We start from the raw sequence: 11,741 nt of genomic DNA, 5'->3' as shown, positions 1-11,741 counted from the left end.
TGATGTTCTCCAGGGCGGTCAGGGTGGGGAGCAGGTTGAAGGCCTGGAAGATGAAGCCGATGTGGTCGCGGCGCAGCTGGGTGAGCTGCTTGTCCTTGAGGCCGACGAGTTCGGTGTCGCCGATGGTGGTGGAGCCGGAGGAGACGGTGTCCAGGCCGGCCATGCAGTGCATGAGGGTGGACTTGCCGGAGCCGGAGGGGCCCATGATGGCGGTGAACTCGCCCCGCGGGAAGGTCACGCTGACGTCGTCGAGGGCGACGACCCGGGTCTCCCCCTCCCCGTAGACCTTGTTCAGACCGGTGGCGCGGGCGGCCGCCAGGCCGGTACGGGCGGCGGTTGCGGTCGACGTGGTCACGGGGGTGCTCCTTGGTGGTTCGCGGATTCGTACCTCCATGCTCCGTTGCGTGATCATGGTTCGGCGTCGCTCCGCCGGACGGTTGGCCCGACCACCGCTGGGTGTAGGGAGGGACGCCACCCTCCTCCTGCGGTATGACGGAAACCCTGAGGTCCGGGGCGGCGCCCGGGGGTGGCCGGAATCGCGGTGCTTCGTGGCCGGATCCCGAACGGTTCGTCAGATGACAAGGAAACATGACAACTTCCCGGGCCGGGAACATGCGAAAGGGTGATCCGGGCGACTACTCTCAGGGGTGGTTCGCAGGACGCCCGGATGGTGGAACGCAGACACGGGCAGCTTAAAACTGCTTGGCCGCGAGGCCGTGCCGGTTCGAGTCCGGCTCCGGGCACCGCAACGACCCGCGGGGGCGCCACCGGCGTCCCCGCCGGGAGTCGTTCACCGGATCCTCCTCGCGGCGTATCCCCCAATTTTTGCCAAGCCATTACCCTGGTGCGCGGGCGGTGCAGTGCCGCCACGGAGGGAATGAGCAATGAGAAGCAGCAACCCGGTCTTCTCGCGGGAAGGGTCGTTCACCCGCGAGCCCGGCTACGCGGGGTTCGGAACGAGCGGTCAGGCCGGGGGCCCGTACGGCAACCCCTACGCGGGGACACAGTACGCCCAGCCCCAGGGGCAGGGCCCGCTGACGGACGAGCAGCTCCACCAGATGTACGACGGGCCGTCGGCCGGCCCGCTGGCCACCGGGCGGATGACGCTCGACGACGTGGTCGCCCGCACCGCCGTGACGCTGCTGACCGTGGTCGCGGCCGGTGCGGTGTCCTGGCTGACGCTGCCGTTCCAGAACTACGGCTTCGCGATGGGTGCCTCGCTGGTCGCCGCGATCGTCGGTCTGGTCGTCCAGTTCCGGGAGAAGATCAGCCCGGCCCTGGTCCTGGCCTACGCGGCGTTCCAGGGCTTCGCGCTGGGCGCGGCCACCCACGTCCTCAACACCATCTGGAACGGCATCGCGATCCAGGCGGTCGTGGGCACGGCGGTGGTCTTCGGCGCGACGCTCTACGTCTACAAGAGCGGTCGGCTCCGGGTCGGTTCGAGGTTCCGCCGGATCGGCCTGGCGATCGGCCTGGGCTTCTCGGGGCTGCTGCTGATCAACTGCGTCGCCTGGGCGTTCGGCGGCGGCCTCAACACCTGGGGCGGCCCCCTGGGCTTCGGTGTCGGCCTGCTCGGCGTCGCCATCGGCGCGTTCTACCTGACGCTGGACTTCAGCGAGGTCGAGGAGGCGATCGCCCGGGGCGCCCGGCAGGAGGAGGCCTGGCGCGCCGCCTTCGGGCTCACCTTCTCGCTGGTGTGGATCTACGTCGAGATGATGCGTCTCATCGCGAGCCTGCGCGGCGACGACTGACGCCCACTCCCGCCGTACCACTGGCGCCGGGCCCCGGAGCGCACCGCTCCGGGGCCCGGCGGCCTTTGGTTAGGCTCCTGTGCATGCATGACGTACAGCCCCTGGTCGAAGCCGTCGACGAACTGGCGGATCGTTTCCGCTCACTGCCGCAGAGCAAGCTGCTGGGCGCGGTGCCCGGGTACCCGTCGCGGGCGGCGGCCGGCCTGGCGCTGGCCCGGCGGCTGGCCGCGCTCGCGCTGGCGGCGGAGGGCCGGCCGGAGCGGGAGTTCCCGGACGCCGGGGCCTTCGCGGCGGGGGACCAGCTGGCCGTCGCCGGGCACGACCTGGCGGCCGCGCTGACCGCCCTGCCGGAGGGCGCCGCGGTGGCGCTGCCGGGCGGGCCGGCGGCGGCGGGCGAGGTGTTGGCCGGGGCGGTGGCCGCGGTGCGGGAGACGGCCGGACTCTGCGCCTGAACGCGCCGCGACGCCCCCGGCGCCTCCGGTGCGTTCGTCCCGGTGCGGGCAGGAGCCGCGGACACGCCGAAGGCCGGCCGGGGCGCTAACCCCTTGGCCCGGCCGGCCTTCGGTCCCGCTGCTGGTCGAGGTGGCGTCAGATGCTGGCGACCACCCGGTCCGCGAGCACGTAGACGGCCTCGTCGTCGGTGGAGAAGGTCAGCGAGTACGAGCCGGAGAACCGCGAGCCGCCGAGCAGTCGGACGTGCTCGCCGGCACGGACCGCGTCGACCAGCCGGTAGGCGGCCTCCCGGTCGCCCGGGGCCACGCACAGCGTGGTGCCGTCGGCGAAGGCGTACACGTCCAGGGTGCCCAGCGGGCCCGGGCGGACGTCGACCAGGGCGACGGCCTCCTCGGCGAGGGCGGCGAGCCGGGTGTCCGTCCACTCGTGGGAAGGCGTCTGGCTCGGCACGAAGTCGGGGTGGGAGGGGTGGCGGCGCGGGTCGGGCGCGGCGACCGGGGCGTCCTCCACGGTCGGCTCGGCGTCCAGCAGTCCGGCCTCCAGGCCGGTGGCCAGCAGGTCGGCCTCCCGGCGGGCCCTGGCGTCCTTGGCGGTCTCGCCGACCGGGTGGCCGGGCCGCAGCGGGGCGCCGCCCTCGGTGCCGGGCTCGGCCGGCCCGGTGCCGCCGTCGACGATCAGTTCCTCCAGCGCGGAGCGCAGCGCCTCGCCGAACTCCGGGTCCATCGTCCCGGCGTTGTCGGCGGCCTCCTGCGGACCGGTGGGACGGGGGAAGAAGAGCGGCCACTCGTCGGTGCCGGTGAAGGCCCCGGTGAACGGGGAGTCGAACAGTGGCGCGTCCTCGGCCGCGCGGGCCTCCTGCTCGGCCCAGAACGCCCGGGCCTCGGTGATCTCCCGCTCGCGGTCGGCGGCGAGCGCCTCGGCGACGGCCCGGCGTATCGCGGCCTCGTCCACCGGTGCGGGCACGGCCGGGGCCGCGGCCTGCGCGTCCAGCCTGCGGGAGATCCCGCGGAGGCGGAGCAGCACGGCGGTCGACACGGTGATCAGGATCAGCAGCAGGACGGTGTAGACGGCGCTCACGGAACGTACTCCTAGCGAGGAGCGGAACGGGGTTACGTGTCCACACTGCCGCATGCGGGGCTGTTACCGCAGTGGCGAATGTCTAATTCGTCCGGGAGTTTCGCGCTTGTCCTCAAATTGTTAGGTAACACCGTTCTACGCAGTGGAGTTGATCCGCTCCGCAGTGTCGATTTCCGAGCCGGAAATGACGGAATGGAGGGCCGGATCGACCTCTCGGTGTGATCCGGCCCTCAATTACGGTGCGTCACTCCAAACGGGTGGTCCAGACCCTTCGGAGCCGTGGGGGTCAGCTGAGGCGCTCGATGACCATGGCCATGCCCTGGCCGCCGCCGACACACATGGTCTCCAGGCCGAACTGCTTGTCGTGCCACTGCAGGGAGTTGATCAGCGTGGTGGTGATCCGGGCGCCGGTCATGCCGAAGGGGTGGCCGACCGCGATGGCGCCGCCGTTGACGTTCAGCTTGTCCAGGTCGATGCCCAGGTCGCGGTAGGAGGGGATCACCTGGGCCGCGAAGGCCTCGTTGATCTCGACCAGGTCGATGTCGTCGATGGTCAGGCCGGCCCGCTTGAGCGCCTGCCTGGAGGCCTCGACCGGGCCGTAGCCCATGATCTCGGGGGAGAGGCCGCTGACACCGGTGGAGACCACCCGGGCGAGCGGGGTGATGCCGAGCTCGCGGGCCTTGGTGTCGGACATGATGACCAGCGCGGCCGCGCCGTCGTTCAGCGGGCAGCAGTTGCCGGCGGTGACGGTGCCGTCCGGGCGGAACACCGGCTTCAGGCCGGACACGCCCTCCAGGGTCACGCCGGCGCGCGGGCCGTCGTCGGTGCTGACCACGGTGCCGTCCGGCAGCGTGACCGGGGTGATCTCGCGCTCCCAGAAGCCGGCCTTGATGGCCGCCTCGGCGAGGTTCTGCGAGCGGACGCCGAACTCGTCCTGCTCGGCCCGGGTGATGCCCTTGAGCGCGGCGAGGTTCTCGGCGGTCTGGCCCATCGCGATGTAGGCGTCCGGCAGCAGGCCGTCCTCACGCGGGTCGTGCCACTCGCCGCCGCCCTCCTCGGCGCGCTTGGCGGTGCGGGCCTGGGCCTCGTCGAAGATCGGGTTCATGGTGCCCGGCAGGCCGTCAGAGGTGCCCTTGACGCTGCGCGAGACGGTCTCGACGCCGGCCGAGATGAAGACGTCGCCCTCACCGGCCTTGATCGCGTGCAGCGCCATCCGCGTGGTCTGCAGCGAGGAGGAGCAGTAGCGGGTGATGGTGGCGCCGGGCAGGTAGTCCATGCCCATCTGGACGGCCACGATGCGGGCCAGGTTGTGGCCCTGCTCGCCGCCGGGCAGGCCGCAGCCGAGCATCAGGTCGTCGATCTGGCGCGGGTCGAGCTGCGGGACCTTGGCCAGGGCGGCCTGGATGACGTGGGCGGTCAGGTCGTCCGGACGGACGTCCTTGAGCGAGCCCTTGAAGGCCCGGCCGATCGGCGAACGGGCAGCGCTGACGATGACGGCTTCGGGCATTGCGGGCTCCTCGCTGGGTGACGGCGGACCTGGCGGTCCGGGAGGTAAGCTACCGCTTAGTCATTCAGGCGTCACCGGCCCCGGGGTGTGAGCTGGCCGACGTGTTCCCCGGGCCCTCGCCCGGTTCCCGCGCCGGCTCCGGGCCGACCCGCAGCCGGTGGCGCAGGTGGGCCCAGCGCCGGCCCGCGCCCTCCGCCTCCACGGCCGCCACCTCGGTGCCCGCCCGCCCGGCCGCCGCGGCGGCGGCCACCGCGACCGGCAGCACCGTCTCGCCGGGGACGGCGGCGCTCGGGCGTTCCTCCTCCGGCCACAGGCCCAGCGCGGCGCACACCGAGGGCAGGACGGCCATCGCGGCGGTGGCGTAGCCCTGGGCGGAGGGGTGGTAGCGGTCGGCGGCGAACATCTCCGGGCGCGCGGCGAACTCCGGGCCGAGCAGCGAGCCCAGCGAGACGGTGCGCCCGCCCGCCTCCACCACCGCGATGGTCTGGGCGGCGGCCAGCTGGCGGCTCAGCCGCCGGGCCACCCAGCGCAGCGGCGGGCGCACCGGCTTGATCGTCCCGAGGTCCGGGCAGGTGCCGACCACGACCTCGCAGCCGTTCGCGCGCAGGGCGGCGACGGCCTCGCCGAGCTGGCGGACGGCGAGCTGGGCGGGGCTGTGCCGGGTCACGTCGTTGGCCCCGACCATGATCACGGCGATGTCCGGGCGGTGCCGCAGGGCCTGCTCCAGCTGGCCGGAGAGGTCGGCGGAGCGGCCGCCGGAACGGGCCACGTTGACCATCCGCACCGGGCGCTCGGCCACCGAGGCCAGTCCCGCGGCCAGCAGCGCACCCGGCGTCTCGCGGGCCCGGGCCACCCCGAGCCCGGCGCCGGTGGAGTCGCCGAGGACGGCCAGCACCAGCGGCGCCTGCGGGGCGGCCCGGTGGTCGGCGAAGGCCTCGCCGTAGACGCCGTCGGCCTTGGGCGGGGCGGTTTCCAGCACGCCGATGGCCTGGATGGCGAGCTTGCTCTCGGTCAGCAGCAGGCCCACCAGGCCCACGCCGAGCAGGCCGAGGCCGCCGCCGCCGTAGGCCGCCGCGGTCGCGATCCGGCGGGCCACCCGGGCCCGTGACTCCTGTGCGCCTGGCATCCGGTGCCCCCTTCGCTTCCTCGTCGCGCCCCCTCGGGGCCCACGGCGACGCCTTGCACAGCGCTCTTACCCGCACCGGGGGTGGGCGTACCGGCGGCACGGGCGGGGGTGGGCCATTGGGGGCGGGGCACCGGAGGGGAGCCCCGTGACGCCGCCCACGCCCTAGGCTTTGCAGTACCGAATGCACTTGCATGCCCCATAGACCGGGAGGACCCCCGTGCGGTACCACAATTCGATCATCGACCTGGTCGGCAACACGCCGCTGGTCAAGCTGAACAAGGTCACCGAGGGCATCAGCGCGACCGTGCTGGCGAAGGTCGAGTACTTCAACCCCGGCGGCTCGGTGAAGGACCGCATCGCGATGCGCATGATCGAGGCCGCCGAGGCCTCGGGCGCCCTCAAGCCGGGCGGCACGATCGTGGAGCCGACCTCCGGCAACACCGGCGTCGGCCTGGCGATCGTGGCCCAGCAGAAGGGCTACAAGTGCATCTTCGTCTGCCCCGACAAGGTGTCCACCGACAAGATCAACACCCTGCGCGCCTACGGCGCCGAGGTGGTCGTCTGCCCGACCGCCGTGGCCCCGGAGCACCCGGACTCCTACTACAACGTCTCCGACCGCCTGGTCCGCGAGACCCCGAACGCCTGGAAGCCGGACCAGTACTCCAACCCGGACAACCCGGCCTCGCACTACCACTCCACCGGTCCGGAGCTGTGGGAGCAGACCGAGGGGAAGATCACCCACTTCGTGGCGGGCGTCGGCACCGGCGGCACCATCTCCGGCACCGGCAACTACCTGAAGGAGGTCTCCGGCGGCAAGGTCAAGGTCGTCGGCGCCGACCCGGAGGGCTCGGTCTACTCGGGCGGCACCGGCCGTCCGTACCTGGTCGAGGGTGTCGGTGAGGACTTCTGGCCGACCGCCTACGACCGCAACGTCGCGGACGAGATCGTCGCGGTCTCGGACAAGGACTCGTTCCAGATGACCCGCCGCCTGGCCAAGGAGGAGGGCCTGCTGGTCGGCGGCTCCTGCGGCATGGCCGTGGTGGCCGCGCTGGAGGTGGCCCGCAAGCTCGGGCCGGACGACGTCGTCGTGGTGCTGCTGCCGGACGGCGGCCGCGGCTACCTGTCGAAGATCTTCAACGACGACTGGATGGCCGACTACGGCTTCCTGCCCTCCTCCACCGACGAGGCCCACATCGGCGAGGTGCTGGCCCGCAAGGAGTCCACGGAGCAGGGCGGCGTCCCGCAGTTCGTCCACATGCACCCGAACGAGACGGTCGCCGAGGCGGTCCGGGTGCTGCGCGAGTACGGCGTCTCGCAGATGCCAGTGGTCTCCCCGGGCGCCGGCCACCCGGACATCATGGCCGGCGAGGTGATCGGCTCGGTGGTGGAGAAGCTGCTGCTGGAGGGCATCTTCGCCAAGGAGATCGAGCTGACCGACACCCTGGACAAGGTGATGTCCAAGCCGCTGCCGGTGGTCGGCTCGGGCGAGACCGTCACCAACCTGATGACCGTGCTGGAGAAGGCCGACGCGGCGGTCGTGCTGGTCGAGGGCAAGCCGCAGGGCATCGTCACCCGTCAGGACCTGCTGAGCTTCCTGACCACCCGCGCCGCGCACTGACGCCCGCTCGCGGCGTCGGCACGTGCTGACGCGGCCTCACCGCGCCCCGCCCGTGGACGGATCGGAAGGATTCGTCCACGGGCGAAGTGGTACACCGGCGTCATCTGCCCGCAGCACGTGGTTAACAACGCTCCGGCATCGTGGTGGTCAACGGCGAGACGCCGAGCGAGGCGGCAGCGGTCGACCGGGAGCGGCTCCCCGGCGGGCGCGGTCGGCTCCGGACACGTCGGACGGTCCTGACCCGGCCGCCGTGTCCGCCCTCCCCGACCGGCATCGGAGGGAGGGGCCCTCCGCGGGAGGCGCCGTCGTCCCGCCCCTGTCCGGCTCCGGCCGGTGGACAGGGTGCGGCGGCTCCCGCGGCGATCACCGCGCCGCAGGGCGCGGCTCCGCGGTTCCCGGGTGGGGGAGCCGAGGCGGAGAAAACGGTTGGGCCGGTCCTCTTCCGAGGACCGGCCCTTCCCGTTCGCCCGGCCTCCGTGTGCGCGCCGGGGGGCCCGCGTTCCCGTACGCTCGCACGCATGACCAGCACTGAAACGACCGACGCCCCGCGCTACGTCAAGCTCAAGATCGAGCTCATCGCGGAGATCACCGACGAGGGCGCCCTCAAGGCGGCGGCCCTGCAGCAGGTCGCCGGGGACGAGTACCTCGACGACGAGGAGCGGGCCCAGTCCGTCGAGGCCATCGAGGTGGACCCGTCGGGTTCGCTCGCCCACTTCATCGACCCCGTCGCGCTGCTCGGCGACGTTCCGGGCGTCGAGCTCGCCTCGGCGACCTGGGAGTCGGCGCAGACCGAGTTCGACCCCGAGAGCGAGGAGTGGGACGAGTACACGGTGGAGGACTCCGCCGAGTAGCGGCCGTCCGTGCCGTGACCACCCGTGAACACCCGGTCCGCTCCCCGTGGGCCGGGTGTTTTGTCCATGTTCGGTGGGAAGTTGGGTCATCTCATACGATCGCTTACCCTGCGGTGATGGAACCGTGAGCAGTCGGATTGCGTTTCTGTATCCGTAATTGCCCGGGAAGATTCAGCAGGGAGACGCGACGTGACGGCACGGGACGGTCAGGGGCGGGTGGCCGGAGGCAGCTGGAGCCGGCGCGGAGTACTCGCGGGCCTGATCGGTGCGCCGGTCCTGCTGCTCGCGGCCTGCAACGACAACAGCGGCGGCGGCAACGCCGGTGGCGGCGGTGGCGCCGCCAACGGCACCCCGGGCTCGGGCGGTGGCTCCCCGAAGACCTCGGCCGCAGTGATCACCGTCACCCCCGCGGACGGCACCACCGGCGCCAGCTTCAGCGAGCCGGTCAAGGTCACGATCAGCAACGGCACCCTGAGCGCCGTCAAGGTCACCGACTCCACCGGCAAGGAGCTGGCCGGCCAGCTCTCCCCGGACAGCACCAGCTGGACCTCGGCGGCGGCCCCGGCCAGCGGTACCAAGTACTCCGTCACGGCCAGCGGCGTCGACAAGGACAAGCTGGAGGCGGACGCCAACGCCACCTTCACCACGGCGACCCCGGCCAACACCTTCGTGGGGTACTTCACCCCCGAGGACGGCTCGGTGGTCGGCGTCGGGATGCCGGTCTCGATCAACTTCAGCAAGCCGATCACCGACAAGAAGGCCGTCCAGTCGGCGATCTCCGTGACAGCCGAGCCGGGCGTCGAGATCGTCGGCCACTGGTTCTCCAGCACCCGCCTCGACTTCCGCCCCCAGGAGTACTGGGCCAAGGGCACCAAGGTCACCCTGAAGCTGCGGCTCAAGGACGTCGAGGGCGCCAAGGGCGTCTACGGCACCCAGTCCAAGGACGTGAGCTTCACCATCGGCCGCGCCCAGACCAGTGTCGCGGACCTCGCCACCAGGAAGCTCACCGTCACCACGGACGGCCAGGTCAGCGCCGTCTACAAGATCTCCGGCGGCGCCCCCGAGCACACCACCTGGGGCGGCAAGATGGTCATCTCCGAGCAGTTCACCCAGACCCGGATGAACTCGCAGACCGTCAACCTGGGCAGTGAGTACGACATCGCGGACGTGCCGCACGCCCAGCGCCTGACCACCTCCGGCACCTTCATCCACGGCAACTACTGGTCCCCGCCGTCGATCTTCGGCGGTCAGAACACCAGCCACGGCTGCGTCGGCCTGCAGGACGCCAAGGGCGCCTCGGACAGCAGCACGGACGGCTACAAGTTCTACAAGTCCTCGATGATCGGCGACGTGGTCGAGGTCGTGAACTCCGGTGACAAGACCGTCGCCCCGGACAACGGCCTGAACGGCTGGAACCTGAGCTGGGCCGACTGGAAGGCCGGCAGCGCCGTCTGACCCGCGTCCGGACGTCTGGGAAAATCTCCCGGGCGGACCGAACCTCGCGGTCCGCCCGAGGAGTCAGTCGGGTGTGAAACGCGAGCAGAGACAGCGACAGGACGCCGAGTTCAGCACGTTCGTCGCCGGGAACGGCCGCCAACTGCTGCGGCTGGCCGAGCTGTTGACCGGTGATCCGGAGCGGGCCAAGGACATCGTGCAGTCGGCGCTGGAACGCGCCTACCTGCACTGGCACCGGATCACCGGCGACGACCCCACCGCGTACGTCCGCCGGATCGTGGTGAACCAGCACCGCGACTGGTGGCGCCGGCTGCGCAACCACGAGCTGCCCACCGACCGCACCCCCGAGCGGCCGCTGGCCGAGGACCTGGCCGAACGGCAGGCCGAACGGGCGTTGCTGCACCGGGCGCTGGGCACCCTCACCCGCCGGGAGCGGACGGTCGTGGTGCTGCGGTACTACGGGGACCTCACCGAGGCCGCCGTCGCGGCCGAACTGGGAATCGCCCGGGGCACCGTGAAGAGCACGCTCAACCGGGCGATGTCGAAGCTGCGCGCACACCCCGAACTCGCCGACCGCACGGGCGGCCCGGCGGGTGCCACGACGCACATCGAGGTGACGGTATGAGCTTCGAGGACCGACTCGGAGAGCTGTTCAGGAACGAGGACCCGCACGCGGCCGGGCCGGAGCCGGCGGCGGTCATCGCCGGCGCCCGGCGGCGGCGCGCCCGGCGGAGAGCGGGGATCGCGGCGGCCGCGCTGGCGGTGGCGCTGGTCTGCGGGGCGACGGCGGTGACGGCGGTCGGCGGCCGACCGGCCGGAGGCGCCACGGCCGCGGCGGGGGCCGCCCCGTCCGCCTCTGCGGGGACGACCGCCCTGGTCCCGGCCGCACCGGCCGCCTCCCCGACGGCCGTTCCGACCCCGACGGCGACCTCGCTGCCGCTCTCACCGGTGCGGCAGGTCGCTCCCGGCGCGAAGATCGAGATCGTCGACGGGGCCGAGATGTGGGTCACCGCGAACGAGAAGTGCGACGACTACCGGGTCGGCGGCACCTGGGGCTCCGGCAGCGGCTGCCGCGACATGCGCAGCGACAACCTGGAGCACGACAAGCCCAACATCGCCGTCCAGATGCACGGCGACCGGGAGCGGTCCGTCGTGGCCAGCTTCTACATCGGTCCGACCCCGGCCCGGATCGTCGCCTTCTACGACGGCAAGCCGTCCGTCGCCACGCTCGTCACGACCGCCGGGATGAAGGGCTGGATCGGCTACTACGTCGTCCTGCCCCCGATGCCGGTGTCCGATGCGAACCGGCACCACCCGCCGGCCGGCCCGGCGCTCGGGGCGTACGACGCCGAGGGCAGGCTGCTGGCGACGCTGTCCGGTTTCGCGGCGGACGGCACCGAGGTGAAGGCCCCGGACCGGCTGTGACCGGGCCCTATCACCGCTTCGCGTAGTCCGCGAAGCCCTGCCAGTCGACGATCACACAGGCCTCGTCGCCGACCGTCCAGGCGTCGTGCCCGGGCGGGCAGATCATCAGATCACCGGGGCCGACCTCACACTCCTGGCCGTCGTCCATGACGAGTTTCATCCGGCCGGAGATCACGTACCCGGCATGGGCCGCCTGGCAGCTGTCCGTCTTGGCGATCGGCTTCACGTGCTTGGACCACTGCCAGCCCGGCTCGAACACGGCCCGGCCCACCGGGCCCGCGTCCAGGTTGACCAGCCGAAGCTCCCCCGTGCCCTCCTCGAAGGGGCGGACCTCCTCCGGATCGTCGAAGTTCCGCCGGTAGGGACCGGCCATGGCGCGCTCCTCTCCACAGGAGGGTGGGGGGGCGGGGGGGTCTACGCGGGGGGTTGGTGTTATTAAAAAAAAATAAACACCACCAACAAAAACCCCACGGGGGTG

General features: G+C 72.0%; 12 protein-coding genes and 1 tRNA gene. 8 read left to right on the top strand and 5 right to left on the bottom strand.

What is annotated here, in order from left to right:
- Positions 1–394 (bottom strand): ABC transporter ATP-binding protein (locus tag ACFV1W_RS02775; RefSeq protein ID WP_380412434.1); only part of this gene is annotated, 394 nt, incomplete at its 3' end.
- Positions 395–661: 267 nt separating this feature from the next.
- On the opposite strand from ACFV1W_RS02775, the gene ACFV1W_RS02770 reads away from it, so the two are divergent.
- The 3 genes from ACFV1W_RS02770 (at position 662) to ACFV1W_RS02760 (ending at position 2,203) form a co-directional block, all read left to right on the top strand.
- Positions 662–743 (top strand) — tRNA-Leu (locus ACFV1W_RS02770).
- 141 nt (positions 744–884) lie between these two features.
- Positions 885–1,751 (top strand): Bax inhibitor-1/YccA family protein, encoded by an 867-nt coding sequence (locus ACFV1W_RS02765; RefSeq protein ID WP_380412432.1) that lies wholly within the window; start codon positions 885–887, stop codon positions 1,749–1,751.
- A gap of 83 nt (positions 1,752–1,834) precedes the next feature.
- The gene (locus tag ACFV1W_RS02760; RefSeq protein WP_380412431.1) at positions 1,835–2,203 is read left to right on the top strand and encodes a hypothetical protein; all 369 of its coding nucleotides are present in this window, start codon (positions 1,835–1,837) and stop codon (positions 2,201–2,203) included.
- 136 nt (positions 2,204–2,339) lie between these two features.
- Here ACFV1W_RS02760 and ACFV1W_RS02755 read toward each other — a convergent pair whose 3' ends face one another.
- The 3 genes from ACFV1W_RS02755 to ACFV1W_RS02745 all read right to left on the bottom strand — a co-directional run bounded on the left by ACFV1W_RS02755 (position 2,340) and on the right by ACFV1W_RS02745 (position 5,914).
- Positions 2,340–3,281, bottom strand: coding sequence for a hypothetical protein (locus ACFV1W_RS02755; RefSeq protein ID WP_380412429.1), 942 nt, complete (start codon positions 3,279–3,281; stop codon positions 2,340–2,342).
- A 286-nt stretch (positions 3,282–3,567) separates the two neighbouring features.
- On the bottom strand, positions 3,568–4,788 hold the full coding sequence (locus ACFV1W_RS02750; RefSeq protein ID WP_380412428.1) for an acetyl-CoA C-acetyltransferase: 1,221 nt from the start codon (positions 4,786–4,788) through the stop codon (positions 3,568–3,570).
- Positions 4,789–4,852: 64 nt separating this feature from the next.
- Positions 4,853–5,914, bottom strand: coding sequence for an SGNH/GDSL hydrolase family protein (locus tag ACFV1W_RS02745; protein ID WP_380412426.1), 1,062 nt, complete (start codon positions 5,912–5,914; stop codon positions 4,853–4,855).
- 217 nt (positions 5,915–6,131) lie between these two features.
- Here ACFV1W_RS02745 and ACFV1W_RS02740 point away from each other — a divergent pair, with 217 nt between their 5' ends.
- The 5 genes from ACFV1W_RS02740 to ACFV1W_RS02720 all read left to right on the top strand — a co-directional run bounded on the left by ACFV1W_RS02740 (position 6,132) and on the right by ACFV1W_RS02720 (position 11,263).
- A complete protein-coding gene (locus tag ACFV1W_RS02740; RefSeq protein ID WP_380412424.1) occupies positions 6,132–7,532 on the top strand; it encodes a cystathionine beta-synthase in 1,401 nt (466 codons plus the stop codon).
- 518 nt (positions 7,533–8,050) lie between these two features.
- A complete protein-coding gene (locus tag ACFV1W_RS02735; protein ID WP_380412423.1) occupies positions 8,051–8,383 on the top strand; it encodes a hypothetical protein in 333 nt (110 codons plus the stop codon).
- A 189-nt stretch (positions 8,384–8,572) separates the two neighbouring features.
- On the top strand, positions 8,573–9,838 hold the full coding sequence (locus ACFV1W_RS02730; RefSeq protein ID WP_380412421.1) for an Ig-like domain-containing protein: 1,266 nt from the start codon (positions 8,573–8,575) through the stop codon (positions 9,836–9,838).
- Between the two features lie 73 nt (positions 9,839–9,911).
- Positions 9,912–10,463 carry a SigE family RNA polymerase sigma factor gene (locus ACFV1W_RS02725; protein WP_380412419.1) on the top strand — a complete coding sequence of 184 codons (552 nt, stop codon included), beginning with the start codon at positions 9,912–9,914 and terminating at the stop codon, positions 10,461–10,463.
- Positions 10,460–11,263, top strand: coding sequence for a hypothetical protein (locus ACFV1W_RS02720; protein WP_380412417.1), 804 nt, complete (start codon positions 10,460–10,462; stop codon positions 11,261–11,263). The genes ACFV1W_RS02725 and ACFV1W_RS02720 overlap by 4 nt, the downstream gene beginning before the upstream one ends.
- 10 nt (positions 11,264–11,273) lie before the next feature.
- Here ACFV1W_RS02720 and ACFV1W_RS02715 read toward each other — a convergent pair whose 3' ends face one another.
- Positions 11,274–11,636 carry a cupin domain-containing protein gene (locus ACFV1W_RS02715; protein WP_380412415.1) on the bottom strand — a complete coding sequence of 121 codons (363 nt, stop codon included), beginning with the start codon at positions 11,634–11,636 and terminating at the stop codon, positions 11,274–11,276.
- Between the last annotated feature and the right edge of the window lie 105 nt (positions 11,637–11,741).

It is taken from the genome of Kitasatospora sp. NPDC059648, from assembly GCF_042734825.1.
Lineage (GTDB): Bacteria > Actinomycetota > Actinomycetes > Streptomycetales > Streptomycetaceae > Kitasatospora.
Note: the sequence above shows the minus strand (reverse complement) of the source record. Positions and strands in the feature narration are given on the sequence as shown.